A 25,204-nucleotide genomic window follows, 5' to 3' on the forward strand; every position below is an offset into this window, starting at 1 on the left:
CATCCCACCGCACCCGCCCTGGTCTCACCCGTGCTCGCGGGGCGGGCGGCTCAGCGGCCGACCTTCTCCCCCGGCCGCGCCGGCGTCGTGTACGCCAGGGCCGGGGCGGCCGGCGTCGTCATCCCCTCGCCGAGGAAGTACGACGTGTGCGGCGGCTGGTTGTAGGCGGTGTTCTGCCAGGCGACGCCAAGCCGGTAGACCGGGTCGGACATCAGGGTGCGCAGCCGGTGCTCCGTCGGGATGACGGTCGTGGCGATCCGCAGCGCCGTCGAGTCCTCGGTGCGGGTGACGATCTCCTCGCGCCAGTCGCCGAACAGGTCCGCCTGCAGGGCGGGGTTGCCCTTGGTGTCGTTGTTCGACAGCGTGCCGGTCGCGCGGTAGAGCTCGACCTGCTCGCCGTTCTCGTAGTCCCACTTCGAGATCGTGGGCACGCCGGTGCGGGGGCCGTCGTCGAACTCGTGGTCGCCGATCTCCGCGAGCAGGTCGCCGTCCCAGTACGTGAGGAAGTTGGCGGCGGGGATGGTGCTCCCGATCAGCTCGCCGGACGCGGCGTGCAGCTCGCCCACGCGGGAGTTCCATGCGGCGTCGCCGCCGACGGCCCAGCCCTCGGCGCCCGCGTACCGCGGGTCGATGTCGCCGGCGGCGGCGCGCCCGGTGTCGCGCGTGGCAGGGATCGACCAGAGCACTTCGCCGGTCGCAGCGTCGCGGAACGTCGCCCCGCGGTTCCCGGAGGCGCTCATCGACTCCTGGGCCGCGAAGACCTCGAGACCCGGCCGGGACGGGTCCAGGTCGCCCACGTGCAGCGCGTCCCCGTGGCCCAGCCCGGTGTTGTAGAGCGCGGAGCCGTCGTCGTCGATCGTCATCGAGCCGAAGACGATCTCGTCCCTAGCGTCCCCGTCCACGTCGGCGACGGACAGGTTGTGGTTGCCCTGGCCCTCGTACTGGTCGCCCGCCTCGTCGGAGTCGAACACCCAGCGTCGCGTCAGGTGTTCGCCGTCGAAGTCGTAGGCCGCGATCACGGCCCGCGTGTAGTAGCCGCGAGAGAAGATCGCGCTCGGGTGCTCGCCGTCGAGGTAGGCGGTGCCGGCGAGGAACCGGTCGACCCGGTTGCCGTAACCGTCGCCCCAGTCGGTGACCGTGCCGCGCGCCGGCGTGTAGTCGACCGTGTCGACCGCGGCGCCGGTCTCGCCGTCGAAGACGGAGAGGAACTCGGGCCCGGCCAGCACGTAGCCGCTCGCGTTGCGGTGGTCCGCGTCCGCGTCGCCGATCACCGTGCCCGCGCCGTCGACGGTGCCGTCGGCGGTCTTGGCCATGACCTCGGCGCGGCCGTCGCCGTCGTAGTCGAAGACCTGGAACTGGGTGTAGTGGGCGCCCGCCCGGACGTTCCGCCCCAGGTCGATTCGCCACAGCTGCGTGCCGTCCAGCTCGTAGGCGTCGAGGTACACGTTGCCCGTGTACCCGCCCTTGGAGTTGTCCTGCGAGTTGGTCGGGTCCCACTTGAGCACGATCTCGTACTGCCCGTCGCCGTCGACGTCGCCCACGGAGGCGTCGTTGGCGCGGTAGGAGTACGCCTTGCCGTCGGGCGTCGTGCCGTCGGCCGGCTTGTCGAGCGGGACGTCGAGGGTCTGGCCGTCCCAGACCCTGAACTCGTCCGTGGCCCACCGCTCGTTGCCCTTGCCCTTGCCGTTGCCCTTGACGGTGCTCACCCGGTACGTCGACGACGCCGTCCCGTCGGGGTCGACGAAGTTGGTCGAGTCCCTGACCGGACGGTCCGTGAGGCGCTTGCCGTCGCGGTAGACGTGGAAGCCGATCGCCTCGGGGTCGTCACCGAGCATGCGCCAGCCGACGTACACGCCGTCGTCGGTGGACACCGCGACCGGGGAGCGGTCGAGGCGCTCGGCCTGCCGCTTCGGCGTCGTCGTGCTCGACGACGTCACGACGCCGTCCGACGCCGTGGCGGGCGCGGCCGACGCCGCGCAGACGACGGGCAGGACCAGGCCCAGCGCCAGCGCCCCGGCGGCCAGGGGGCGGCCTTTCCTTCGCGGTGATGCGGTGGGGTGGTGCAGGGGTGTCGTCATCGGTTCCCTCCGGTGGTCGTGGCCTCGTCGTCGAGGCGCGTGATGGTCAGTCCGTTGAGCCAGCCCGACGCGACGACGTCGAGCCGGCCGTCGGTCACCTCGACCGGCGCGAGCACGCGCGTCGAGGTGGTGCCGCGCCCGGCGTTGGCCGAGCCGCGGTCCTCGCCCTCGAGCGTCACGGCGAGGCCGGAGGTGCCGAGCATGTCGCCCCACTCGACGGCGACGGAGTAGGTGCCGTCCTCGACGTCGACGGCGATCGGCGTGCTCGCCGACGGCAGCAGGAAGTCGCGCTGCAGCGCCGTCGGCACCGGGTCGAAGCCCGTGCCGCGGTCGCGCCCGCCCGGGCCGGTCGCCGAGGTGAAGCCGTACCCCAGGCCCTGCGCGTAGAGCGTCGTGCCGTCGAGCGGGAGGTAGCCGTCCATCGTCACGGCGCCCGCGGGCTGCACGTCGAACCGGTAGAGCGGCTCCTTCGTGGTGAGCCGCAGGGCCTCGGACGGCGCGGAGTCGCCGCGGCCGTTCACCGCGACGACGCGCACGTCGTAGGAGGCGCCCGACTCGAGGCCGGTGAGGTCGACGCGTCCGATGGTGGACGTCGTCCGCAGGGCGTAGGCGTCGTCGCCGGCGTCCGCGTCCTTGAGCAGCACGCGGTAGATGTCCGCGCCGTCGACCGCGTCCCAGGTCAGCGTGGCGCCCGCGCCCGACACCGCGGAGGCGGCGAGCCCCGTGGGCGCGGCCGGCACCTCGGCGGGCGGCTCGGCCTCGACGACCTCGTCTGCCAGCGGGACGTCGAGGCCGGCGGTGTCCTGCGCGACCAGGCGCGCCATCTGGATCGCGCCGTACTCCTGGAAGTGGGTGTCGTCCTGGGTGCCGTCCGGACGGGCCGGGTAGACGCCCGCGGGCACCCACAGGAACACCGACGTGGCGGCCTCGGGCCCGATCTCGTCCAGGTAGGCGCGGCTGGAGGCGGACAGGTCGACCAGCGGGGTGCCGGTCTCCTCGGCGAGCGCCCGCGCCTGCTCGACGTACTGCGGGAACGAGACGTTCGCGTGCCCGGATGCGTCGAAGCTGCGTCGCGACACGGGGGTGACGAGGATCGGCGTCGCGCCGCGCTGCGTCGCGCCCTCGACGAAGGTGCGCAGGTAGTTGCGGTAGTCCGCCGGCGCCGCGTAGCGGTCGTCGACGCCGTAGCTGTTGTCGTTGTGCCCGAACTGCACATAGAGGTAGTCGCCCGGGCGGATCTGGCGCAGCACCTCGTCGAGGCGGCCCTGGCTGATGAAGTTCTTGGACGACCGGCCGCCGATCGCGTGGTTGTCGACGGTCACCCCGTCGGACAGGAACCGCCCCAGCATCTGGCCCCAGCCGGCCTGCGGCGCCCAGTAGTCGGTGTAGGTCTGGACGGTCGAGTCGCCGGTGACGTAGACGGTGGGCTCGGCGCCCGCCTCGCGGGGCGCCTGCGGGGTGATCGTGAGGGCGGCGAGGTTCGCCGCCGCGCCCGCGAAGTCGAGGTTGAGCTGGCCGTCGACGAGCGCGATGTCGAACTCGGTCTCGAGGAACTCCCCCGCGGCCTTCTCGGTGGCGGGCACCTTGGCCATCTGCTCGGCGGTGATCGCGATGTCGGTGGCGGCCTCGGGATCACCCGCGACGACGCCCACGGTGTAGTCGCCGTCGGGGAGGTCGACCACCAGCTCCGTGTCGCCGACGCGGACCAGGTCGGAGCGCAGCGGGTCGTCGCCGTCGCGCCGGACCGGGGTCACCTGGGCGGGGTCGACGAAGCCGACGCGGTGCGCCTTCGAGTACGCGGGACCCGCGACGATCCGCGTCGCTCCCGCCGCCGTCGCGCCGTTGCCGAAGTCGAGGGTGAGCCCGCCCTCGGGGATCTCCGGGTCCGCGACCCCGTCGCCCACCAGCGCGCCGACGGCGACCGCGGACGGCGCGGACAGGGTGCCGTCGGCGCCGATCGCCTGCGCCCGGTAGTAGTGCACGGCGGTGGTGTCGACGTCGTCGGTCGCGTAGACCGTGCGCTCGTCCGTGCGCGCGACCTCGGCGTACTCCCCGTCGACGGCGTCGCTGCGGGACAGCACGTAGCCGGCGGCGCCCTCCACAGCGTTCCAGCGCATCGACAGCGCGCCGTCGACGGCGCGGGCGACGCGGACGGCGGTGGGAGCGGGGACGTCGGCGGCCGCCGCGCCCGACGCGGCGCCGACGGTGGCGGACAGGCCCGCGAGGACCAGGCCGACGGTCGTCGCGCCCGCGGCGAGGGCCCTGCGGGCGGGCCGAGCCGCCGGGCGACGGAGCGGCTGGTGAGCGCTTTCCTCCGATGGACGCGCTGGGCGGTTCTGTGCTGGCACTGGTGCTCACCTCGAGGTCTCGTCGTCGAGCCACCCTCGGCGGCCGTCGTCGGCCGTCGAGGTTGAATGGATTCAAGCAGGTGGTGCGCGACCATGATGCCCGTCGACCCGGGCAAGCACAACCCCAGGTCAGGGCGGCGTGCCGACCGCGTCGGCGGCGCGTCCGGTCCGCACCACTTCGCGCGGACGGCCGGTCAGGGGCGTTCCACCAGGCCGAACGGCACCGTGAGCACCGACCTGCCGACCTGCAGGTGGAACCGCGTCCGCCCGCGCTTCAGCAGCGTGCCGACGACGCCGTCGTACCGGCCCGGCGCGACCACCCGCAGCCGCTCCCCCGGCCGGACACCGGCCGGGTCCACCCGCGACGGCGCCTCCGCGGGCGCCGAGGTCCCGCTGGTCCGAGGCGCCCCGCCACCCGTCGCCGCGGGCGGGCCGAGCTCGGGCACCGGCCGGCCGCGGTACGTCCAGGTGAGCAGGAAGCGCCGGTCGAACACCGGCGAGCAGCGGGCGCACGCCTGCGGGCGCTGCGGCCGGCGGAAGCGCGTCACCCGGTGCCCGGCCGGGCACCGGCCGACCCAGTCGCCCTCCACCTCGGGGCTGTCGTCGCGCACCACGCGCCGGCCCGTGGAGCCGATCGACCGCGCCGTCGCGCGCCAGACGGCGTCGTGCCCGTGCCGCGCGCCGGCCAGCGCGTGCGCGATCTCGTGCAGCACCACCTCGCGCACGTCCGCCTCGTCGTACAGCTCCGTCAGCGGCCCCGACAGGCTGATCTCGCGGCGGTCGTACCGGCACAGGCCCGCGCGCCGCCGCGCCCGGTCGAACCGGAACGTCCAGCCGGACAGCCCGTGCTCGGCCATCAGGCCGCGCGCCAGCCGGGCGGCGTCCTCCCGCTCCATCCGTCACCCCCCCGCCGTCCGGGCCCGTCGCGTCCGGCCGCCGAGCCGCGGCCACCCGCAGGACGCTAGCGGCCCCCGCGGACACCCCCTGCCCGTCGTCCACAGGTCGCGCGTGCCACCGTGCGAGCGTCAGACCCCGGCCTCGCGGGAGAAGCCCTCGATGTGCGCCTTCACCGCGGCGGAGGCGGCCTCGGCATCCCCGGCGGCGACGGCGTCGAGCACGGCGCGGTGCTCGGCACGCAGCCGCGTGGCGGTGCGCGGCCACGACGGCAGCCGCTCGATCCCGACGGCGACGTACCCGCCGATCGCGCCTCGCAGCCCGGTCATCACGGCCTCGACCAGCACGTTCCCGGCCATGCGCACGAACTCCAGGTGGAACGCCTGGTCGAGCTCGAGGAACTCCGCCGGCTGGACGTCGTCGTCCTCCATCCGGCCCAGGAGCCGGCGCGCCTCCTCGAGGTGGGCGGCCGCGCCGGGCGCGAGGTCCGTCGCCCGCTCCGCCGCCTGGGCCACGGCCCAGGACTCGAGCAGCACGCGGGTCGCGACGACGTCCCGCACCGGCAGCGTGCCGGTGGCCACGTGCAGCCGCACCGCGGCGCCCAGGCCGGCGGCCGGGCGGTCGATGACGACGGCGCCCGCGGTCGGCCCGGAGCCGACGCCGGGGCGCACGATGCCGAGCGCGTCGAGCACGCGGATCGCCTCCCGCACGGAGGGCCGGGACACGCCCAGGTCCTCCGCGAGCGCCCGCTCGCCGGGCAGCCGCTCGCCGAGGCCCCACCGGCCGGCGGCGATGCCCTCCTCGAGGTGGGCGAGAACTCGTTCGTGGGTGCGCACGGGCTCAGCGTAACGACCGCACGGAGCAATGGTCTGACCACATCCGCTACAGTGGCCGCTCGGCGCCGCCGCCGTGGCGCCCCCGACCCGCCCGGGTCATGCTGGACCGAGCCGAACGGTGGCTGACCACAGCCGTACCGCAGCGGCCTGGCGCCGGCACCGCACGAGCACGACCGCACGAAGCACAGAGGAGTCGCATGCGCATCGCCCTCGCCGCCACCTGTCTCGCCGACACCCTGTTCCCCGGGGCGCCGCGCGCGACCGTGCGGCTGCTGGAACGCCTCGGCCACGAGGTCGTCTTCCCCGCCGACCAGGCGTGCTGCGGGCAGATGCACGTCAACACCGGCTACTTCCGCGAGGCGGTGCCCGTCATCCGCAACCACGTGGAGACGTTCGCGCCCGTGGCGGACGGCGAGTGGGACGCCGTCGTCATGCCGTCGGGCTCGTGCACGGGGTCGGTGCGCCACCAGCAGGCGATGGTCTGCCGCCGCGCGGGCCTCGAGGACCTCGCCGCGACGGCGGAGGCGGTGTCCGCCAAGACGTACGAGCTGTCCGAGCTGCTCGTCGACGTGCTCGGCCTCACCGACGTCGGCGCCTGGTTCCCGCACCGCGTCACCTACCACCCCACCTGCCACTCGCTGCGGATGCTGCACGTGGGCGACAAGCCCCTGCGGCTGCTGCGCGCCGTCGAGGCCATCGACCTGGTGGAGCTCCCGGCGGCCGACTCGTGCTGCGGGTTCGGCGGCACGTTCGCGCTGAAGAACGCGGACACGTCGGCCGCGATGCTCGAGGACAAGACGGCGAACGTGCGGGGCACCGGCGCCGAGGTGCTGACCGCCGGCGACATGTCGTGCCTCATGCACATCGGCGGCGGGCTCTCCCGCCAGGGCACCGGCGTCCGCGCGCTGCACCTGGCGGAGGTGCTCGCCTCGACCCGGGAGGAGCCCACGCCCCTGCCCGAGACGACGTTCACGCGCCCGGAACGCCGGCGCCCGGCGCGGACGGAGGCCACCCGATGAGCCGCACGTTCCTCGGCCTGCCGCGCACGCTGCGCCGCCCCGACGACGCGGGGGCCGACCAGCCGTTCGGCCCGGTCCCCCACCCGCAGGAGCCGCTGCGCTGGGGCGACGACTTCCCCGCCGCCGCCAAGCAGACCCTGAAGAACGACCAGCTGCGGCGCAACCTCGGCCACGCCACGCAGGTCATCCGCACCAAGCGGGCCGCCGTCGTCGGGGAGGTGCCCGACTGGGAGGCGCTGCGCGACGCCGGGTCCGCCGTCAAGCAGCAGGTGATGGCGCAGCTGCCCGACCTGCTGCAGCAGCTCGAGGAGAACGTCGTCGCGCGCGGCGGCGTCGTGCACTGGGCGCGCGACGCGGCGGAGGCCAACCGGATCGTCGCCGACATCGCGAAGGCCAAGGGCGCCGACGAGGTGGTGAAGGTCAAGTCGATGGCCACGCAGGAGATCGGGCTCAACGAGGCGCTGGCCGACGAGGGCATCGCCGCCATCGAGACCGACCTGGCCGAGCTCATCGTGCAGCTCGCCGACGACATGCCCTCGCACATCCTCGTCCCGGCCATCCACCGCAACCGGTCGGAGATCCGCGACATCTTCCTCGCCCGCATGGGCGACGCCCCGCCCGACCTGTCGGACGTGCCGCGCGAGCTCGCCATGGCGGCCCGCGCGCACCTGCGTCGCAAGTTCCTGTCCGCCAAGGTCGCGGTGAGCGGCGCCAACTTCGCCGTCGCGGACACGGGCACGCTCGCCGTCGTCGAGTCGGAGGGCAACGGCCGCATGTGCCTCACGCTGCCCGAGACGCTCGTGACGGTGATGGGCATCGAGAAGCTCGTGCCCACCTTCGACGACCTCGAGGTGTTCCTGCAGCTGCTCCCCCGCTCGTCGACCGGCGAGCGGATGAACCCGTACACGTCGATGTGGTCGGGCGTGACGCCGGGCGACGGGCCGCACGAGTTCCACCTGGTGCTGCTCGACAACGGCCGCACCGACGTGCTCGCCGACGAGGTCGGCCGGTCCGCGCTGCACTGCATCCGCTGCTCCGCGTGCCTCAACGTCTGCCCCGTCTACGAGCGGGTGGGCGGCCACGCCTACGGCTCCGTGTACCCCGGGCCGATCGGCGCCATCCTCACGCCGCAGCTCACCGCGTCGACGGGCGGCGTGTCCGGGCACCACGACCCGAACGCCTCGCTGCCCTACGCGTCGACGCTGTGCGGCGCCTGCTACGAGGTGTGCCCCGTGAAGATCGACATCCCGTCGATCCTCGTCGACCTGCGCGCCCGCGAGGTCGACGCCGACCGGTCGTCGCGCGGTGTCGACCCCTGGAAGACGGCCATGAAGGCGGCGTCCTGGGTCATGGCCGACGGCGACCGGTTCGCCCTCGCCGGCCGTGCCGCCACGCTGGGCAGCGGGCTCGGCGGGCGGGATCACGCCGTCTCGGTGGCGCCGCCACCCGCGTCGGCGTGGACGAAGGCGCGCGACCTGCCCGCGCCGCCCCAGCAGACGTTCCGGCAGTGGTGGCAGGCCGAGCACGAGAACGAGGAGGGCGCCCGATGAGCGGGGCACGCACCGAGGTCCTGGCGCGCGTGCGGGCGGCGCTGGGGCAGACCGGCTCCGGCACGACGCCGTCGGGCAAGGTCGGCACCGCGCCGCACCCGGAGCCCGTGCCGCGCGCCTACCGTGCCGCCGGGGAGCACGCCGTCGGCTCGCCCGAGGTGCTGGAGCAGCTCGTCGACCGGCTGGTGGACTACAAGGCCCACGTGCACCAGGTCGCCACCGACGCCCTGCCCGCCACCGTCGCCGCCCTCGTCGCCGAGCTGTCAGGACCAGCGCGGGACGTTCCCGGCGCCCGCCCTGACAGGTCCGTGCGGGTGGTGGTCCCCGACGGGCTGGACGACGCGTGGCTGGCGGCGCTGCCGGCGGACGTCGACGTCGTGCGGGACTCGCGCGAGCGCCCGCTCGCCGCGACGGAGCTCGACGCCGTCGCGGCTGTCGTCACCGCGGCGCGGGTCGCGATCTCCGAGACGGGCACGATCGTGCTCGACGGCGAGCCCGACCAGGGCCGGCGCGCGATCTCGCTGGTGCCCGACGTGCACCTGTGCGTCGTGCGGGCGGACCAGGTCGTGCAGACCGTGCCGGAGGCGGTCCGGCTGCTCGGCGAGCACCCGGACCGCCCTCTGACCTGGATCTCCGGTCCCAGCGCCACGTCGGACATCGAGCTGGACCGCGTGGAGGGCGTGCACGGCCCGCGGACCCTGCACGTCCTCCTGGTGGGCTGACCCCGCCGGCCCGAGCCGTACGGGTTAGCCGAGGATCGCGGCCGAGCCGAACAACGCCCAGTCGTTGAGCACGTGCGCGGTGGCGGAGGCGGTGAGGTTCTTGGTGACCAGGTAGGGGATCAGGAGGATCACCCGCGCGGTGCCGATGACCAGCACGCACTGCAGCACGTTCCAGCCGTAGGTGGGCAGGTGCAGCGCCGCGAACAGGAGCGTCGAGACGACCACCGCGAGCACCAGGCTCGACCGGCGCGACAGGTGCAGCACCGACATGCCGAGCGTGAGGACGGCGAGCAGCGGCAGGACCGTGAAGACCTCCTCGCCGACCAGCTGCGGGATCATCGCGAGGAACGTGAGCACCTTGTCGACGCCGCCCTGGGCGGCGATCGTGCCGCCCATCGGGTTGGGCTGGGCCCCGACGAGGACCGAGACGAGCGCCCCCACGAGGAACGACGCCAGAACGTTCGCGACGGCGATGCCGACGGCGAGCAGCCCGGCCCGCGGCCGCAGCCGCTGGAAGAGCCGGCCGACCGTGCCCGGCGCGACCAGGTGCAGCGTCAGCAGCGGGATGCCGGCGAACAGGGTGCCGCGCAGCGCGAGCGCCAGCCAGGCCGGCCCGGGGACGGCGACGAGCAGGTCGCACGCGGCGGCCACGACGACGGACGCCATCAGCACCGCCCACCGGCGGCCGGACAGCCGCACCGGGTCCCCGGCGTAGAGGGGGAAGTCCGGGGCCTGGCCCCTCGTGGGCACCTCGTGGGTGGTGACGCTCCTGCTGGTCATGGTGGTCATCGTGCGCTCCTGGCGTGCGGGTTGCTCGGTGAGGCCCCGCCCCTCGACCGATGCCTGCTGCATCGATGACCCCAGGGTGCGCGCCGGGCACCCCCGCGGTCGTCGTGCTGGCGGGTGGACCTGCGCGTACTCCCCAGGGAGTACGCCCGACGACGGAGCGGCGGGCACCAGCGCGGCTCAGCGCGGCTCGACCAGCCCTGACCGGTAGGCGATGACGACGAGCTGGGCGCGGTCGCGGGCGCCGGTCTTCGCCAGCGCCCGGCTGACGTGCGTCTTCGCCGTGAACGGGGACACGACGAGCTCCTCGGCGATCTCGTCGTTCGACAGCCCCTGGCCCACGAGGGCCACGACCTCGAGCTCCCGCTCGGTGAGGTGCGCGACGAGCCCGGGGTCGATGCCGCGCGCGGCGTGCGGGCCGCTGCCCAGGTGCGCGACGACGGCGCGCGTCGCCGCGGGCGACAGCAGCGCCTCGCCGGCCGCGACCGTCCGCACGGCGGCGACGAGGTCGGCGGGCGCCACGCCCTTGCCGAGGAATCCGCTGGCGCCGGCGCGCAGCGCGCCGAGCACCTCGGCGTCGCCCTCGAACGTCGTGAGGACGACGACGCGGACGGCCGCGAGGTCCGGGTCGTCCGCGATGCGCGCGGTGGCGGTGAGCCCGTCGGTACCCGGCATGCGCAGGTCCATGAGGACGACGTCGGGACGCAGCTCGCGCGTCAGCCGCACCCCCTGGTCGCCGTCGCCGGCCTCCCCCACGACCTCGACGCCGTCGGCGTGCCGCAGCAGGGCGACGAAGCCGCCGCGGATGAGCTCCTGGTCGTCGACGACGAGCACGCGGACGGTCATGCCGGTCCCTCCTCGGAGCGGGTGGGGGTCGGGGCGGGGGCAGGCAGCTCCGCCCGCACGACGAACTCGCCGCCGCGGGGGCCGACCTCGAGAGCCCCGCCCACCGCCGCGACGCGCTCGCGCATGCCGAGCAGCCCGTGCCCCGTCGACGGGGCCGCCGCGACGCCGCCCACCGCGGCGCGGGTCACCGGGTTGACGACCTCGACACCGAGGCCGTCCGGCGTCCACGCGAGCGTGAGGCGGGCGCTGCCGGCGCCGTGCTTGTGCGCGTTGGTGAGCGCCTCCTGCACCACGCGGTAGGCGGCGAGGTCGACGACGGGGACGAGCGGCCGGGCGTCGCCCTCGACCCGCACGTCCACCCGCAGCCCGGTGGCGCGCACGGCGTCGAGCAGCGCGTCGAGGCGGGCGAGCGACGGCGCCGGCGCGGCCCGCTCGGGTGCCTCCTCGTCGCCGCGTCGCAGCAGGTCGAGCAGGGTCGCAAGCTCCCGCAGCGCATCGGCGGACGCGGTGCGCACGTGCACGAGCGCCTCCCGCGCGGCGTCGGGGTCGTCGACCAGCAGGGTCTCGGCGACCCCGGACTGCACGCCCACGACGGCGACCTGGTGCGCCAGCACGTCGTGCAGCTCGCGGGCGATCCGCAGCCGCTCCTCCGCGACGGCGCGGCTCGCCTCGGCCTCGCGCGTCGCCTCGGCGCGCGAGGCCCGGTCCCGCGCCGTCGTCAGCTCCGCCCGCCGGGCCGCGACGACGAGCCCGACCACGGCCGCGAGCGCCAGCAGGAGCGGCACGGCCGCGACCACGCCCGAGCCCGGGCTCGCGCCCCGCAGCAGGAGCACGCCGTCGAGCACGACGGCGGAGCCCGCCGCGGCCAGGAGCCCGAGCCGGCGCTCGCCGAGGGAGACGACGGTGTAGACGGCGATCGCCAGCGGCAGCAGCAGCGCCCCGCCCGGTGCGGCGGCCGCGGTCTCCGCGACGCCGAGCACCGCGGTGACGGCGAGGACGACGGTCGGGTGGCTGCGGCGCCAGAAGAGCGCCGCGCAGGAGATCACGGTGGCGGCGGCGCCCCACGGGACGAACGGCATCGCCCCCGTGGCCCACAGCGAGACCGGGAGGGCGAGCACGACGACGGCGACCGACGCGTCGAGCGCGACGCCGGCGGCCGGCCGGGGCGCGCGGTCCTGCACGTCCGCAACGTACCCGCGGGCGGGGCGGCGCGCCCGCCGGTCGGGTCCCGGTTTCGACAAGCACGACCGCCGCCGCCGAGAATGGGTGCCCGTGACCGACAGCGCGCCGCCGACCGACGACCCGGCGAACGAGTCCGACGCCCTCTTCGAGGTGCCCCCCGGCGCCCGGCGCCCCGCGCGGCGGATCGTGCTGCTCACGGGGCCCTCGGGGTCGGGGAAGACCGCGCTCACCCGGCGGCTCGGCCTGCCGGTGATGAACCTCGACGACTTCTACCACGACGCCGACTTCCCGGGGATGCCCATGCGGTACGGCATCGTCGACTGGGACGACCCCCGCAGCTGGGACTCCGCGGCCGCCCTCGACGCGCTGCGCGCCGTGGTGCGCGCCGGCCGCGCGGACGTGCCCGTGTACGACATCCCCACCTCGCGCCGCACGGGCGGCACGGCGCTCGAGGCGGGCGACGCGCCCGTCGTCGTCGCCGAGGGGATCTTCGCCGCCGAGCTCGTGTCCGCGTGCCGGGCCGACGGCATCCTCGCCGACGCGATCTGCCTCAGCCAGCCGCGCGTCATGAACTTCTGGTTCCGCTTCCTGCGCGACGTCGCCGAGTCGCGCAAGCCGCTGCCCACGCTGGTGCGCCGGGGATGGGGGCTGCTGCGCGCCGAGCCCGCGCTGGTGCGGCGGTGGACGGACCTCGGCTGCCGCCTCGTCACGCCCGCGCAGGCGGAGCGGGACATCCGCGCGCTGCTCGCCCCCTGATGTCCTTTCGGTGCCGGCCACCTCGGCGCCTACGGTGTGCGCATGGCAACGGTGCGGACGTTCCAGGTGACCTTCGACTGCGCGGAACCGGAGCGGGTCGCCCGGTTCTGGTGCACGGTGCTCGGCTACGTCATGCCCGACGGCGTCGACTGCGTCGCGCAGGACCCCACCGGCGAGGGCCCGCGGCTGTACTTCCAGCGCGTGCCCGAGGGCAAGGTCGTCAAGAACCGGGTGCACCTCGACGTCCGCGTCGGCACCGGGCTGGTCGGCGACGAGCGCCTGGCCGCGCTGTGGGCCGAGCAGGCCCGCCTCGAGCCGCTGGGCGCGGTCTACCTCTACACGCAGTACGCCGACGGCGAGGAGGAGTCCTGCATCACGATGCAGGACGTCGAGGGCAACGAGTTCTGCATCGACTGAGACCCGCTACGCGGGCAGCGGCTCGTCGAGCAGCGCGAGGAGGCGCGTCGTCGTCCGCCAGGTCCGCACGGTCATCTGCCGGAACACGGGCATGCCCATGAGCCGGGTGATCCGGGTGCGCCGTGCCTCGGCGGCGACCCGGGAGAAGTAGACGACGCCCGGCCCGGGCGCGACGGCGTCGACGCCCTCGCGCAGCTCGGGCATCTGCGCCAGCACCTCCCGGGCGGTGAGCGGGTGCTTGAGGAAGAAGACCTCGCTGCGCAGCGCGCCGGAGGAGTGGTCGGGCGGCGCGGCCGCGACGGTGGCCGCGAGCTCGTCGCGGGAGCGGACGAGCGTCGGGACGGCGAAGCCGAGGCGGGCGGCGAGCATCCGCTCGATCGCGTCCTCGAGCTCGGGACCGCTCGGCGGATCGGCGGCCAGCAGCACGTTGCCGCTCTGCAGCACGGTGCGGACCTCCCCGTGGCCGCCGTCGCGGAAGCACGCCACGAGGTCGGTCATGGCGACCCGGTGGTGGCCGCCCACGTTGATCCCCCGCAGCAGCGCCACGGACGTCGGGGGGCGCGGGGACGTGGCCATGGGGCCACGATGGCACGCGCCCCCGACGTGACGGCGGGCCGCGATGCCCAAGACCTGCCCATCCCCGGGCCACGACGCGTCATGAGAATGTCACACGCCGGTCATCCGCCTTACACCATCGCCGCTCACGCTGGGGGCAGGAGGTGGTCCCCATGGCCGAGCAGGACGTCCAGCGCACGATCGAACGGCGCGACGAGCACGGAGCGGTCCGCGTGCTCTCTCTCTACGAAGGCTTCTTCAGCGGCGGCGCGCGCGTGCTGCACTCGTCGGTCGTGGCCGGCCTGCACGCCCAGGGCCGCCAGCGGCACGCGGCGCTGAGCGTGCACGACGAGGTGCGGCGGGACGCCGCACTGCAGCGGATGGTCGACGACCGCCGGTACCGGCAGCTCAAGGGCGCGGGGGTCCGCGTGACGTCGCTCGGCCGGTCCTCGGAGGTGCCCCACGACCCGGAGGCCCTCACGGACGCCGAGGCCGAGGTGCTGGCCCGCGAGCTGCGGCGCACCGACGTGGTGCTCTCGCTCAAGGAGCAGCCGCTGCGCCTGCTCTCCCGGCCCGACGTGCTGCCCGACCGGCCGGTGGTCGCCTGCCTGCACCGCTCCGACCCGGAGCACCAGGGGTCGGGCCTGGGGCACCTGCTGCGCGCGGCGGACGACGGCCGGCTCGCCGCCGTCGTCTGCTGCGCCGAGTCCACGCGAGCCGCCTACGAGGCCGCCGGCGTGCCCGCGCACCTGCTGCGCGTGATCCCCAACGGGGTCGACCTCACCCGGTTCCGCCCGGCCCGCACCGCGCGACGCCTCGCGTTCCGCGGGGCGCACCGGCTCCCCGCGGACGGGACGGTCGTCGCGTACGCCGCGCGCTACGACGCGATGAAGAACCCCCGGCTGTTCGTCGCCGCGGCCCGCGAGCTGCTGGCGGGCGACGCCGACGCGCACGTCGTGATGTGCGGGTCCGGCATGAGCGCCGCCAACCCGGACCTCGCGGCCGACCTGGACGACGCCTTCGCCGACCGGCCCGACCTGCGGGGCCGCGTCCACCTGCTCGGCGTGCGCCACGACATGGAGCAGGTGCTCGCGGCCTCCGACGTCGTCGCGCTGACCTCCGCGTTCGGCGAGGCCGCGCCGCTGTGCCTCATCGAGGGCGCCATGTGCGGGGCGGTGCCGGTCACCACGCCGGTGGGCGACAGCGCGCGGATCGTGGACGGCATCGGCCTCGTCACCGGCTTCGACCCGGCGGAGATCGCCGCGGCGTGGCGCGAGGCGGCGGCGCGTCGGGACGCCCTCACCGGGGCGCTCGTCGCGGCGCGGCCGCGGTTCAGCCACGTGCGCATGCTGTCCGCCTACGCGGCGACGATCGAGCGCGCCCACCGCGGGCTGGGGCTGACACTCGCGCGCGCCTGACGCCGGTCAGCGCGTCGAGTCGCGGAGCTGCACCTCGAAGTCGACCTCGGTGACGGCGCCGGGCGCGGCGTCGCCGACGGCGGCGCGGACGGCGAGGCTGCCCATCTCCTCCAGCGGGATGCGCACGGTGGACAGCGCCGGCGCGTGGTCGCGCAGGGTCGGGACGTCGTCGAACCCGGCGACGCGCACGTCGCGCGGCACCTCGACCCCGAGCTCGCGGAGGCGGGCGATGAGCCCGATCGCCATGACGTCGGTGACGGCGAAGACCGTCAGCGGCTTCTCGGCCGCGCGCTCGCGCACCAGCTCGGCGACGTCGTCGCCGGCCGCGTACCCGCCGTCGCGGGAGAACTCGGTGACCAGCACCTCCGCGACGTCGCCGCCACCCGCACGGGCGGCGGCGGTGAACGCGTCGGTCCGCTCGCGCGACGTCACGACGCGCGCCGGCCCGCCGAGGACGACGAACCGCCGCTGCCCCTGCGCCAGCAGCGCCTCCGCGAGGGCGCGGGCGCCGGTCGCGTTGGGCGGGCGCACCACGGAGCCGTCGCCCACCGGCTGGCCGACGATGACGGACCGGCCGCCCGCGGCGACGAAGGCGTCGAGCTCGGCCGCGAGCGCGGCGTCGTCGTCGGGGGTCCACCGGGTCCCGGCGACGACGACGGCGTCCACGCGCTGGGCGGCGAACGCGGCCACGGCCTCCCGCTCCGCCACGGGGTCGCGGCCGGTCGACGCGAGCAGCACGAGCCGCCCGCTGGCCCGGGCCGCGGCCTGCGCGCCGGCGGCGATCGAGGAGAAGTAGGGGTCGGAGATGTCCTGCACGACCAGCCCGAGCAGCCCCGACCGGGCGCGCGCCAGGGCCTGCGCCTGCGCGTTCACGACGTAGCCCAGGTCGGCGGCCGCGGCCTTGACCCGCGCGACCAGCTCGGCCCCGGGCTGCCGCGCCGAGCCGTTGAGCACCCGCGACGCCGTGGCGAGGGAGACCCCCGCACGGTCGGCGACGTCCTGCAGCCTCGCTCGGGCCACGAGCACACCTCCATCTCCGGGGCGGCCGGTACCCGCCCGACGCGGGCACTCCGGACGTGCTCGCCGGTGCACAGCCTATCGGCGCACGGAAAACGTCTTCCGTCGACGCCCGGGACCCGACCGAGGCGGTCGCCCGGGGTGCGGCGCCGCGAGGGCCGCCGAGGCCCGCACCGATAGAATCGGCCCGTGCCCAGGACCAGCAGCTCGACCGCGCGCCCCGTCCCGCGGCGGGCGCTCGCCGACCACGTGTTCGACGAGCTGCTCTCGTGGCTCATGGACGGCACCCTGGCGGCGGGCAGCAGCCTCAACATCGACGGCATCGCCCGCGACCTCGACGTCTCGCCGACCCCCGTGCGCGAGGCGCTCGCCCGGCTCGAGGCCACCGGCATGGTGCGGCGGGTCGCCCTGCGCGGCTACTTCGTCACCCCGGCGCCGACCACCAAGGAGCTGACGGACCTCATGGACGCCCGGCTCGCCGTCGAGCCGGCGAACGCGTACTTCGCGTGCGAGCGCGGCGACGAGGAGTTCCTTGCCGGGCTCGAGGAGGCCGTCGCGGAGCTCGAGTGCTCGCCCAACGGCCCCACCTACCAGGAGTTCCGCGACTACTGGGAGGCCGACGAGCGCTTCCACGCCCTGGTCGCCCAGGCGGCGGACAACTCCTACCTGCAGGCCGCCTTCGCCGCCCTCGGCGGGCTCGCGCAGCGCTTCCGGCAGTTCTCGGGCAAGGGGGTCACCGACAAGGCCGTGGCGGTCGAGGAGCACCGGGCGATCCTCGACGCCATGCGGTCGGGGGTGCCCGAGCGGGCGCAGGAGCTCATGCGCCGGCACATCGAGGGGGTCCGGACGCGGTCCCTGTCGGAACGCGAGGAGCCGGCACCCCCGCCGAGCGCGTAGCGCTGCGGGGGTGCCGGCTCCCAGCGGCAGGGGTCAGACCCGCGCGGCACCCCGGCCCTCGGTGCCCGGCACGTCGGCACCGGGCTCGACGGCGTCGTCCGCCCGCTGCATCCGCACGACGGCACGCCGCGCGACGAACGTCCCGGCCGCGCCGAGCAGCAGCACCACCATGAGGAAGTACATGCCCGCCTCGGTGCTCCCGGTCGCCTGGGTGAAGAGGCCCACGACGTACGGCCCGATGAAGCCGCCGAGGTTGCCGAACGAGTTGATCGCCGCGATCGCCACCGCGGCCGTGGCACCGGCGAGCACGCCGCTCGGCAGGGACCAGAAGACGCCCGCGATGGAGTACACGCAGAACGCCGCGAGGGACAGGGCGGCGAGCTGGAGCACCGGCGACGCGACGGCGGCGCTCACCCCCATGCCGATCGCGGACCCGACGAACAGGCAGGCGAGCGGCACCCAGTTGTCCCGGAAGTGCCGGGCCGCCCAGCGGGACGTCACCAGCACGCCCACGAGCGCGAACAGGTACGGGACGTCGGTGAGGATCCCGGTCTGCAGGGTGGAGGTGGAGAACTGGTTCACCACCTGCGGGAGCCAGAACGACAGCCCGTACACGCCGACCGTCGAGGGGAAGAACAGCAGCGCGAAGACCAGCACCCGCTTGTCGATCAGCGTGCGCAGCGGGTTCTTGCCGTCCTCCTGCTTGCGCTCCGCCTTGTCCTTCTCCAGCTCGCGGGCGATCCAGTCGGACTCGTCCTTCGACAGCCACTTCACCCGGTTCGGCGACTCGGGGAGGAGCTTCCACGTCGGGATCGCCATGAGCACCGCGGCCGCGCCCACGACGAGGAACAGCCACTGCCAGCCTGACATGCCGAGGCCCGACACCCCGAGCAGCCAGCCCGCCAGCGGCGACATGATGATGAAGGCGAGCGGCGCCGAGATCACGAAGGTGCCCGTCGCCTTGGTGCGGTGCCGGTGCGGGAACCAGGTGGTGAGGTAGAAGATCACGCCGGGGTAGAACCCGGCCTCCGCGACGCCGAGGAGGAAGCGCAGCACGTAGAAGCTGATCGGTCCCTGCGTGAGGGCCATCGCGGCCGTGATGATGCCCCAGGTGACGAGGATGCGCACGAACCACATCCGCGGCCCGTACTTCTGCATCAGCACGTTGCTCGGCACCTCGAACAGGAAGTACGCGATGAAGAACAGCCCGGCGCCGAGGCCGAACGCCGCGTCGCCGATGCCGACGTCCGCGCCCATGCTGAGCTGCGCGAAGCCGACGGCGGAGCGGTCGATGTAGGCCACCGTGTAGAGGGCCACCAGCAGCGGCAGCAGCCGCAGCGTGACCTTCCGGACGAGGGCGGGCTCGTTGACCTGTGTCACGTTCGAGGACTCCTGTGTCTCGTGCGGGGGCACGGCTCGACGACGAGCCGTGCACGGGGGCGCGGCGCGACCCGGTCGGGGGTCGCGCCGCGGGAGGTGGAGGGGTCAGGCCGGCGAGGGCCCGAGCGAGCGGACGAGCCGGCCCATCTCGCTGTACGCCTTGTTGCGGTGCGCGACGAGCGCCTTGACCTGCTCGGGCGTGTAGTCCTTGAGCAGGCCCTTGCCGTTCTTCACGCCGCGCCGGTCGGCGGCGACGGCGTCCTGGACGAGCGCGGGCGTGCTGAGCCGCTCGCCGAACGCCTCCTCGAACGTCCGGAAGCCGCCGGCGTACACGTCGAGGCCGGCCTGGTCGGCGATGGCGAACGGGCCGAAGAAGCCCAGGCGGAAGCCGAAGGTCGTGCGGACGATCGTGTCGATGTCCTCGGGGGACGCGATGCCCTCCTCGGCGATCGACATCGCCTCCTTGAGCAGCACGTACTGCAGGCGGTTGAGGACGAAGCCGGGCACGTCGGCGACGATCGCCGCCTCCCGGTCGGCCCTCGCGAGCAGCTCCTTGACGACGGGGACGACGGCCTCGTCGGTGCGCTCCCCCAGCACGAGCTCGACGCCGGGGATGAACGGGGCGGGGTTGGAGAAGTGCACGGTGAGGAACCGCTCCGGGTTCTTCACCGCCGTCGCGAGCACGCGGGCCGGGATGGTCGAGGTGTTCGAGCCGATGATCGCGTCCTCGCGCGCCGCGGCCGAGATGCGGCCCAGCACGTCGTGCTTGACCTCGACCGACTCGAACACGACCTCCTCGACGAAGTCGACGTCCGCGACCGCGTCCTCGATCGACGGGGCGGTGCGCAGGTTCGCACGGATCGTCGCCGTCGCGCCGGCGTCGTACAGACCGGCGTCCTCGAACTCCTGCGCCTCCGCGAGCAGGCGCGCGAAGGCGGCCTCGGTGGCGTCGGCGGAGACGTCGGCGATCGTGACGGGCAGGCCCGCGAGCGCGAGCGACTGCGCGATGCCGCCTCCCATGTAGCCGGCACCGATCACGGCGACGCTGCTGATGCTGGTGACCATCGTTGCTTCCTCTCTCGTGGTCCAGTCTGTGGCGGTCACGGCCGGGCGGCCGAATCCGCAGGTCGCGCGGCCGCGGCCTCGTCGAGCACGTCGCGCAGGGCGGCGACGTCGTGGGCGAAGCGCCCGAGGAACACGCCGTCGACGGCGCCCGCGAGGGCGGTGAGCGTGCCCGGGCCGGCGGCCCCGCCGTAGAGCACGCGGCCGTCGACGCCCAGCGCGTCGAGCCGCTCGCGCAGCGCGTGCGCGACCGTCACGACGTGCTCGGCGGGTGCCGGCCGCGGGGCGCCGATCGCCCAGACGGGCTCGTACCCCACGACCACCTCGCGCGGGGCGGGGCCCCGCAGCGCACTCTCGAGCTGCGCCGTCGCGACGTCGGCCGCCTCGGCTGGGGAGACCTGCTCGCACTCCCCCACGCACAGGAGCGGGGTGACGTCCGCCTCGGCGAGGCGCGCGACCTTGGCCCGGACGACGTCGTCGTCCTCGTGGAACGTCGCGCGTCGCTCGGCATGGCCGACGACGGCGAGCGTGCAGCCGAGCTCGGCGAGCAGGGCCGCCGTGACCTCGCCGGTCTGGGCGCCGTGCGCGGCCGGGGCCACGTCCTGCGCGCCCCAGGCGACGCCGGTCCCCCCGAGCAGCCGCGCGGCCGCGGGTAGCAGGGGGAAGGCGGGCAGCACGGCGAGGTCCACGTCGCCCGCAGGGGCGGCGTCGCGGACCGCGGCGAGCCAGCGCTCGGTGTCCGCGGCCCCGAGGTACGCCTTGAGCGAGACGGCGACGAGCGGGCGGCGCGTCATCCGCAGGACCCGGCGGGCTCGGCGACCGCCCCCGTGCCCGCGTCGGCCTCGACCTCGCCGATCGCCGCGACCTTGGGGGCCGACGCCGAGGTGGGATCGAACCGGTAGCCCAGCCACTCGCGCAGCAGGCGGCGGGCGAGCTCGATGCCCACGACGCGCTGGCCGAAGCACAGCACCTGGGCGTCGTTGGACAGCACCGCCCGCTCGACCGAGAACGAGTCGTGGGCGGTGACGGCGCGGACGCCCGGCACCTTGTTGGCGGCGATCGCGACGCCGAGCCCGGTGCCGCACACGAGGAGCGCACGGTCGGCCTTCCCCTCGGCGACGAGGCGCGCGGCCGCCGCGCCCACGTAGGGGTACGGGGTGTGCTCGTCGCCCCCGACGCCGACGTCGGTCACCGACGCCACCCGGTCGTCGGCCTCGAGGTCGGCCTTGAGCAGCTCCTTGTAGTCGAACCCGGCGTCGTCCGAACCGATCGCGAGCCGCAGCGCGGTCGTCTCGTGTGTCGTTCCCTGGGTCGTGGTCATCGTGCCGCCACCTCCACGTCGTCCGTGCTGACGCCGAGCGCGTCCCCGACCTCCGCGAGGAGGAGCGCGAGCGACGTCGCCCCCGGGTCGGCGACCCCGAGGCTCTTGTCCCCCAGCACGCGCGAGCGACCGCGGCGTGCCGTGATGTCCTTGGTGCGGTCCGCGCCGTCCCGGGCGGCGCGGACGGCGGCCCGCCAGGCGTCGGGTGCCGCCGCACCGTTCCCGTGCGCCGCGGCCAGGGCCTCGACGGCGGGGTCGAGGGCGTCGACGAGCGTCTTGTCGCCCGCCCGTGCCCCGCCCACCGCGCAGACCTCGTCGCGCGCGGCGCGCACGCCGTCGGCGACGTGGACGCCCGTCAGCGCCTCGTCGGCGGGCAGCCGGTCGGCGAGGGCGAGCAGGCCGACGCCCCACAGGGCACCCGACGTCCCGCCCGCGCGGTCGGCCCAGCGGTCCGCGGCGCGCCGCAGGACGGACGGGGCGTCCGCACCGGCGGCGAGCGCCTCGTCGGCAGCCTCGACCGCGGCGTCGACGCCACGGCACATGCCGCGCCCGTGGTCGCCGTCGCCGGCGATCGCGTCGAGCGCGCCGAGCTCGTCCTCCGCGTCGTGCAGCACCTGCTGCGCGCGGTGCAGCGCGCGCACCACGAGGCGGGCCGCCTCGGTGCCCTCGGCCGACGCCGCGACGACGAGCGGCGGCTCCGGCTCGGTGACGACGTCGGGCGCGGCCGCGACCGGCGCCGCGCGCCAGCCCCCGTGCCGGAACGCGGGCGTCGTGGCGGGCGCGAGCCACAGCGGCTCGAGCTCGTCGTCGAGCCACGCCACGGTGAGCGAGCAGCCCGCCATGTCGAGGCTCGTGACGTACTCCCCGACGAGCGGGGCCACCAGCGTCACGCCGCGCTCCGTCAGCAGGTCGTGCACCCGGTCCCAGAGCACGAAGAGCTCCTCGTACTTGACGGTGCCGAGGCCGTTGAGGACGACGGCGGCGCGGCCGTCGGCGTCGTCGGGCCGGTCCGCGAGCACGCGGTCGACGAGCTCGGCGGCCAGGTCCGCGGCGGGCGGCACCGCCTCCTCGCCGATGCCGGGCTCACCGTGGATCCCGAGGCCCCAGCCGGCCGTCCCTTCCGGGAGGCTGAACAGCGGCGCGTCGGCACCGGGCAGCGTGCAGCCGTCGAAGGCGACGCCGAAGGAGCGGGTGCGCTCGTTGGCCAGGCCCGCGAGCCGGTCGACCTCGGCCAGGTCCGCGCCGGACTCCGCCGCCGCGCCCGCGACCTTGAAGACCACGAGGTCGCCCGCGACCCCTCGCCGCTCCTCGGCGCGGTCGGCGGGGGCGGAGGCGACGTCGTCGGTGACGAGGCGCACGGCCACGTCGACGCCCTGCGCCCGCAGCCGGCTCGCCGCGGCGCCGAAGTTGAGGACGTCCCCGGCGTAGTTGCCGAAGGACAGCCAGATGCCCGCCCCGGCGTCCGCGGCCCGGCACACGTCGAGCACCTGGCGCGTGGACGGGGAGGCGAAGACCTCGCCGCACACCGCCGCGTCGGCCACGCCCTCCCCCACGAGCCCGGCGAACGCCGGGTAGTGGCCGGAGCCGCCGCCGACGACGACGGCGACCTTGCCGGGGCGCGTGCCCTCGGCGCGCGCGACGCCGCCGGGCACGCGGCGCAGGACGCCGGGGTGGGCCTTGACGAGGCCGCTGAGCGCCTCGCGGGCGAAGTCCTCGGGACGGTTGTGGACGTACGTCATGGGGGCAGCACCTTTGCTCGTGCGGTGACGGGGGTGGGGCGGCGCGTGGCGCCGGAGGGACCTGCTCAGCGCCCCGCGGAGCGCAGGACGCCGCGGATGTACTCGCGGTTGAGCGCCGCGATGCCGAGGCTGTCCGACCCGTAGTGCTCGCAGACGAACACGCCCTCGAAGCCGAGCTCGAGCGCCTGCCGGATCATCACGCGGTAGTTGACGACGCCCTGCACCAGCGGGGTCGGGTGGGTCGCGTACGCGCCCGTCGCCAGGTCCACGTCGCGCGTGTAGTTCTTGATGTGCCAGAAGTTCGTGTGCGGCAGCACCTTCGCGAACATCGTCGGGATGTCCTCGATCTCGCGGTGCAGCCGCACGAGGTTGCCGAGGTCGGGGTTGAGGCCCACGTTGTCGCGGTCGACGTCCTCGAGGAAGCGCACGGCCAGGTCCGGCGTGCCGATGTAGGTGTCCTCGTACATCTCGAGGCTGACCTGCACCCCCACCTCGGCCGCGTGGTCGGCGAGCTCGCGGATGCGCCGCACGGCCAGGTCCCGGTTCTCGGCGTCGGCGAGGTCGTCGTGGTGCCCCTCGGCCAGCCAGAACCAGAGCGCCTTCTCCTGCGCCGGAGTGAGCGCCTGCATGAAGCCGAAGTTCACGACCTCGGCGCCGAGCGCCGGTGCGCGGTCGATGATCGTGTGCCCGAAGCGCAGGTAGTCCTCCCCGCGGGCGGCGTCGACGACGCTGCGGCGTGTCGTCGACACGGACGGGACGGCGAGGCCGACCTCCTTGAGCACGACGAGCAGCTCGGCGAACCGGGCGTCGGTCATCTCCCCGATCGACAGCCACGCGTCGGTGGGGTCGACGTCCGCGAACCCCAGGTCGGCGACCTGCTGGAGCTGCCCGCGCCAGGACTCGGCGGGGGCGTCGACGTTGGGGGTGCCGTCGGCCGCGGTGGAGCCGAAGGACAGCATGTTGGCGGCGATGGGCCAGGTGTCCGCAGTGCGCAAGGAGATCTCCGTCGATCGTGGAATCGTGTTTCCTATAGGAAACACGGAGGGCTTCGGAGTGTCAACCGGCTCGGTCTTCACCCGCCGCGCGCCGAGCCGGCCCGAGCTCCTGCTTGACGGGCAGCAGCAGCAGCGCCTAACTTGATGGAAAGCGCATTCCGCCATCGCGTCGCAGCCACCGCCGAGACGCACCGACGAAGGAGTCCCGAGTGAGCACCACACCCACGCGCACGCTGCGCATCGCGATGAACGGCGTCACGGGCCGCATGGGCTACCGCCAGCACCTCGTGCGCTCGATCCTGCCGATCCGCGATCAGGGCGGCGTCGAGCTGCCCGACGGCTCGCGCGTGCAGGTGGAGCCCGTCCTCGTGGGCCGCAACGAGTCCAAGCTCGCCGAGCTGGCCGCGCAGCACGGGGTCACGGAGTACACGACCGACCTCGACGGGATCGTCGCCGACCCGGCCACGGACATCGTGTTCGACGCCTCGATGACGTCGCTGCGCGCCAAGACCCTCACCAAGGCGATGCAGGCCGGCAAGCACGTGTACACGGAGAAGCCGACCGCCGAGACGCTGGTCGAGGCCGTCGAGCTCGCCCGCCTGCGCGAGGAGACCGGCGTCACCGCCGGCGTCGTGCACGACAAGCTGTACCTGCCGGGCCTGGTCAAGCTGCGCCGTCTCGTGGACGAGGGCTTCTTCGGCCGCATCCTGTCGCTGCGCGGCGAGTTCGGCTACTGGGTGTTCGAGGGCGAGCACCAGGCCGCCCAGCGCCCGTCGTGGAACTACCGCAAGGAGGACGGCGGCGGCATGACCACGGACATGTTCTGCCACTGGAACTACGTCCTCGAGGGCATCCTCGGCGCGGTCAAGACCGTCAACGCGCAGACCACCACCCACATCCCCACCCGCTGGGACGAGCAGGGCAAGGAGTACGCCGCCACGGCCGACGACGCCGCGTACGGCATCTTCGAGATCGAGACGCCGGGCGGCGACCCGGTCGTGGCGCAGATCAACTCCTCCTGGGCGGTGCGCGTGTACCGCGACGAGCTCGTGGAGTTCCAGATCGACGGCACCCACGGCTCCGCCGTGGCGGGCCTGCGCAAGTGCGTCGCGCAGCAGCGCGCCCACACCCCCAAGCCCGTGTGGAACCCGGACCTGCCCGTCACGGAGCCCTTCCGCGACCAGTGGCTCGAGGTGCCCGCGAACGCCGACCTCGACAACGGCTTCAAGCTGCAGTGGGAGGAGTTCCTGCGCGACGTCGTCGCCGGCCGGCCGCACCGCTTCGACCTGCTGTCCGCCGCGCGCGGCGTGCAGCTCGCCGAGCTGGGGCTGCGGTCGTCGGCCGAGGGCCGCCGCCTCGACGTCCCGGAGATCACGCTGTGACGAC

At 74.8% G+C, this 25,204-nt stretch carries 23 protein-coding genes; 8 read left to right on the plus strand and 15 right to left on the minus strand.

Annotated elements, in window-relative coordinates; translation table 11 throughout:
- Positions 1 to 50: 50 nt before the first annotated feature.
- The 4 genes from ACQP6G_RS14070 to ACQP6G_RS14085 all read right to left on the minus strand — a co-directional run bounded on the left by ACQP6G_RS14070 (position 51) and on the right by ACQP6G_RS14085 (position 6,156).
- Positions 51 to 2,078, minus strand: a complete 2,028-nt coding sequence (locus tag ACQP6G_RS14070; RefSeq protein WP_429765083.1) for a rhamnogalacturonan lyase — start codon at positions 2,076 to 2,078, stop codon at positions 51 to 53.
- Positions 2,075 to 4,426 carry a GDSL-type esterase/lipase family protein gene (locus ACQP6G_RS14075; protein WP_429765084.1) on the minus strand — a complete coding sequence of 784 codons (2,352 nt, stop codon included), beginning with the start codon at positions 4,424 to 4,426 and terminating at the stop codon, positions 2,075 to 2,077. The genes ACQP6G_RS14070 and ACQP6G_RS14075 overlap by 4 nt, the downstream gene beginning before the upstream one ends.
- 194 nt (positions 4,427 to 4,620) lie before the next feature.
- Positions 4,621 to 5,322: a SprT-like domain-containing protein gene (locus ACQP6G_RS14080; RefSeq protein WP_429765086.1), complete on the minus strand. Its 702-nt coding sequence runs from the start codon at positions 5,320 to 5,322 to the stop codon at positions 4,621 to 4,623.
- 129 nt (positions 5,323 to 5,451) lie between these two features.
- Positions 5,452 to 6,156, minus strand: a complete 705-nt coding sequence (locus ACQP6G_RS14085; RefSeq protein ID WP_429765087.1) for a FadR/GntR family transcriptional regulator — start codon at positions 6,154 to 6,156, stop codon at positions 5,452 to 5,454.
- A 197-nt stretch (positions 6,157 to 6,353) separates the two neighbouring features.
- Here ACQP6G_RS14085 and ACQP6G_RS14090 point away from each other — a divergent pair, with 197 nt between their 5' ends.
- From ACQP6G_RS14090 to ACQP6G_RS14100, 3 genes are read left to right on the plus strand one after another with little or no spacing between them, the layout of a single operon-like run.
- Positions 6,354 to 7,175 (plus strand): (Fe-S)-binding protein, encoded by an 822-nt coding sequence (locus ACQP6G_RS14090; protein WP_429765088.1) that lies wholly within the window; start codon positions 6,354 to 6,356, stop codon positions 7,173 to 7,175.
- Positions 7,172 to 8,725 carry a LutB/LldF family L-lactate oxidation iron-sulfur protein gene (locus ACQP6G_RS14095; protein ID WP_429765090.1) on the plus strand — a complete coding sequence of 518 codons (1,554 nt, stop codon included), beginning with the start codon at positions 7,172 to 7,174 and terminating at the stop codon, positions 8,723 to 8,725. The genes ACQP6G_RS14090 and ACQP6G_RS14095 overlap by 4 nt, the downstream gene beginning before the upstream one ends.
- Positions 8,722 to 9,447, plus strand: coding sequence for a LutC/YkgG family protein (locus tag ACQP6G_RS14100; RefSeq protein ID WP_429765091.1), 726 nt, complete (start codon positions 8,722 to 8,724; stop codon positions 9,445 to 9,447). The genes ACQP6G_RS14095 and ACQP6G_RS14100 overlap by 4 nt, the downstream gene beginning before the upstream one ends.
- A gap of 24 nt (positions 9,448 to 9,471) precedes the next feature.
- Here ACQP6G_RS14100 and ACQP6G_RS14105 read toward each other — a convergent pair whose 3' ends face one another.
- The 3 genes from ACQP6G_RS14105 to ACQP6G_RS14115 form a co-directional block, all read right to left on the minus strand.
- Positions 9,472 to 10,236 carry a CPBP family intramembrane glutamic endopeptidase gene (locus ACQP6G_RS14105; protein ID WP_429765093.1) on the minus strand — a complete coding sequence of 255 codons (765 nt, stop codon included), beginning with the start codon at positions 10,234 to 10,236 and terminating at the stop codon, positions 9,472 to 9,474.
- A gap of 177 nt (positions 10,237 to 10,413) precedes the next feature.
- Positions 10,414 to 11,079 (minus strand): response regulator, encoded by a 666-nt coding sequence (locus ACQP6G_RS14110; RefSeq protein WP_429765095.1) that lies wholly within the window; start codon positions 11,077 to 11,079, stop codon positions 10,414 to 10,416.
- On the minus strand, positions 11,076 to 12,260 hold the full coding sequence (locus ACQP6G_RS14115; protein WP_429765096.1) for a sensor histidine kinase: 1,185 nt from the start codon (positions 12,258 to 12,260) through the stop codon (positions 11,076 to 11,078). Before ACQP6G_RS14115 ends, ACQP6G_RS14110 begins: the two co-directional genes overlap by 4 nt.
- A gap of 91 nt (positions 12,261 to 12,351) precedes the next feature.
- Between ACQP6G_RS14115 and ACQP6G_RS14120 the strand changes: the two genes are divergently transcribed.
- Both ACQP6G_RS14120 and ACQP6G_RS14125 read left to right on the plus strand, forming a co-directional pair.
- Positions 12,352 to 13,017 (plus strand): uridine kinase family protein, encoded by a 666-nt coding sequence (locus ACQP6G_RS14120; RefSeq protein WP_429765097.1) that lies wholly within the window; start codon positions 12,352 to 12,354, stop codon positions 13,015 to 13,017.
- 42 nt (positions 13,018 to 13,059) lie between these two features.
- Complete coding sequence (locus tag ACQP6G_RS14125; protein ID WP_429765099.1) at positions 13,060 to 13,434, plus strand: VOC family protein; 375 nt, start codon at positions 13,060 to 13,062, stop codon at positions 13,432 to 13,434.
- Between the two features lie 6 nt (positions 13,435 to 13,440).
- On the opposite strand, the gene ACQP6G_RS14130 is transcribed toward ACQP6G_RS14125, so the two are convergent.
- A complete protein-coding gene (locus ACQP6G_RS14130; protein ID WP_429765101.1) occupies positions 13,441 to 14,010 on the minus strand; it encodes a DUF1697 domain-containing protein in 570 nt (189 codons plus the stop codon).
- A 152-nt stretch (positions 14,011 to 14,162) separates the two neighbouring features.
- Between ACQP6G_RS14130 and ACQP6G_RS14135 the strand changes: the two genes are divergently transcribed.
- Positions 14,163 to 15,407: a glycosyltransferase gene (locus ACQP6G_RS14135; protein ID WP_429765102.1), complete on the plus strand. Its 1,245-nt coding sequence runs from the start codon at positions 14,163 to 14,165 to the stop codon at positions 15,405 to 15,407.
- 6 nt (positions 15,408 to 15,413) lie between these two features.
- Here the strand turns inward: ACQP6G_RS14135 and ACQP6G_RS14140 are convergent, their stop codons facing one another.
- Positions 15,414 to 16,427, minus strand: a complete 1,014-nt coding sequence (locus tag ACQP6G_RS14140) for a LacI family DNA-binding transcriptional regulator (RefSeq protein ID WP_429765103.1) — start codon at positions 16,425 to 16,427, stop codon at positions 15,414 to 15,416.
- Between the two features lie 186 nt (positions 16,428 to 16,613).
- Here ACQP6G_RS14140 and ACQP6G_RS14145 point away from each other — a divergent pair, with 186 nt between their 5' ends.
- Positions 16,614 to 17,321, plus strand: coding sequence for a GntR family transcriptional regulator (locus ACQP6G_RS14145; protein WP_429765104.1), 708 nt, complete (start codon positions 16,614 to 16,616; stop codon positions 17,319 to 17,321).
- Positions 17,322 to 17,354: 33 nt separating this feature from the next.
- Here ACQP6G_RS14145 and ACQP6G_RS14150 read toward each other — a convergent pair whose 3' ends face one another.
- From ACQP6G_RS14150 to ACQP6G_RS14175, 6 genes are all read right to left on the minus strand, one after another.
- Entirely contained in the window at positions 17,355 to 18,701 is a 1,347-nt protein-coding gene (locus ACQP6G_RS14150; RefSeq protein WP_429765105.1) for an MFS transporter, read from the minus strand.
- Positions 18,702 to 18,806: 105 nt separating this feature from the next.
- Positions 18,807 to 19,766 (minus strand): 3-hydroxyacyl-CoA dehydrogenase family protein, encoded by a 960-nt coding sequence (locus ACQP6G_RS14155; protein ID WP_429765107.1) that lies wholly within the window; start codon positions 19,764 to 19,766, stop codon positions 18,807 to 18,809.
- Between the two features lie 35 nt (positions 19,767 to 19,801).
- Positions 19,802 to 20,557 carry a triose-phosphate isomerase family protein gene (locus tag ACQP6G_RS14160; protein ID WP_429765108.1) on the minus strand — a complete coding sequence of 252 codons (756 nt, stop codon included), beginning with the start codon at positions 20,555 to 20,557 and terminating at the stop codon, positions 19,802 to 19,804.
- On the minus strand, positions 20,554 to 21,084 hold the full coding sequence (locus tag ACQP6G_RS14165; RefSeq protein ID WP_429765110.1) for a ribose-5-phosphate isomerase: 531 nt from the start codon (positions 21,082 to 21,084) through the stop codon (positions 20,554 to 20,556). The genes ACQP6G_RS14160 and ACQP6G_RS14165 overlap by 4 nt, the downstream gene beginning before the upstream one ends.
- Entirely contained in the window at positions 21,081 to 22,823 is a 1,743-nt protein-coding gene (locus ACQP6G_RS14170) for a dihydroxyacetone kinase family protein (RefSeq protein WP_429765111.1), read from the minus strand. The genes ACQP6G_RS14165 and ACQP6G_RS14170 overlap by 4 nt, the downstream gene beginning before the upstream one ends.
- Positions 22,824 to 22,888: 65 nt before the next feature.
- Entirely contained in the window at positions 22,889 to 23,818 is a 930-nt protein-coding gene (locus ACQP6G_RS14175) for a sugar phosphate isomerase/epimerase family protein (protein WP_429765112.1), read from the minus strand.
- A gap of 245 nt (positions 23,819 to 24,063) precedes the next feature.
- Between ACQP6G_RS14175 and ACQP6G_RS14180 the strand changes: the two genes are divergently transcribed.
- Complete coding sequence (locus ACQP6G_RS14180; protein WP_429765201.1) at positions 24,064 to 25,200, plus strand: Gfo/Idh/MocA family protein; 1,137 nt, start codon at positions 24,064 to 24,066, stop codon at positions 25,198 to 25,200.
- Positions 25,201 to 25,204: the final 4 nt, after the last annotated feature.

Source organism: Isoptericola nanjingensis (assembly GCF_050311635.1).
Classification (GTDB): domain Bacteria; phylum Actinomycetota; class Actinomycetes; order Actinomycetales; family Cellulomonadaceae; genus Isoptericola; species Isoptericola nanjingensis.

Excerpts from the sequence above, each read along its gene's own strand:
- ACQP6G_RS14070 (WP_429765083.1), bottom strand. The coding sequence starts at position 2,078 with ATGACGACACCCCTGCACCACCCCACCGCATCACCGCGAAGGAAAGGC.
- ACQP6G_RS14080 (WP_429765086.1), bottom strand. The coding sequence starts at position 5,322 with ATGGAGCGGGAGGACGCCGCCCGGCTGGCGCGCGGCCTGATGGCCGAG.
- ACQP6G_RS14090 (WP_429765088.1), top strand. The coding sequence starts at position 6,354 with ATGCGCATCGCCCTCGCCGCCACCTGTCTCGCCGACACCCTGTTCCCC.
- ACQP6G_RS14095 (WP_429765090.1), top strand. The coding sequence starts at position 7,172 with ATGAGCCGCACGTTCCTCGGCCTGCCGCGCACGCTGCGCCGCCCCGAC.
- ACQP6G_RS14100 (WP_429765091.1), top strand. The coding sequence starts at position 8,722 with ATGAGCGGGGCACGCACCGAGGTCCTGGCGCGCGTGCGGGCGGCGCTG.
- ACQP6G_RS14105 (WP_429765093.1), bottom strand. The coding sequence starts at position 10,236 with ATGACCACCATGACCAGCAGGAGCGTCACCACCCACGAGGTGCCCACG.
- ACQP6G_RS14110 (WP_429765095.1), bottom strand. The coding sequence starts at position 11,079 with ATGACCGTCCGCGTGCTCGTCGTCGACGACCAGGAGCTCATCCGCGGC.
- ACQP6G_RS14125 (WP_429765099.1), top strand. The coding sequence starts at position 13,060 with ATGGCAACGGTGCGGACGTTCCAGGTGACCTTCGACTGCGCGGAACCG.
- ACQP6G_RS14130 (WP_429765101.1), bottom strand. The coding sequence starts at position 14,010 with ATGGCCACGTCCCCGCGCCCCCCGACGTCCGTGGCGCTGCTGCGGGGG.
- ACQP6G_RS14135 (WP_429765102.1), top strand. The coding sequence starts at position 14,163 with ATGGCCGAGCAGGACGTCCAGCGCACGATCGAACGGCGCGACGAGCAC.
- ACQP6G_RS14155 (WP_429765107.1), bottom strand. The coding sequence starts at position 19,766 with ATGGTCACCAGCATCAGCAGCGTCGCCGTGATCGGTGCCGGCTACATG.
- ACQP6G_RS14160 (WP_429765108.1), bottom strand. The coding sequence starts at position 20,557 with ATGACGCGCCGCCCGCTCGTCGCCGTCTCGCTCAAGGCGTACCTCGGG.
- ACQP6G_RS14165 (WP_429765110.1), bottom strand. The coding sequence starts at position 21,084 with ATGACCACGACCCAGGGAACGACACACGAGACGACCGCGCTGCGGCTC.
- ACQP6G_RS14170 (WP_429765111.1), bottom strand. The coding sequence starts at position 22,823 with ATGACGTACGTCCACAACCGTCCCGAGGACTTCGCCCGCGAGGCGCTC.
- ACQP6G_RS14180 (WP_429765201.1), top strand. The coding sequence starts at position 24,064 with ATGAACGGCGTCACGGGCCGCATGGGCTACCGCCAGCACCTCGTGCGC.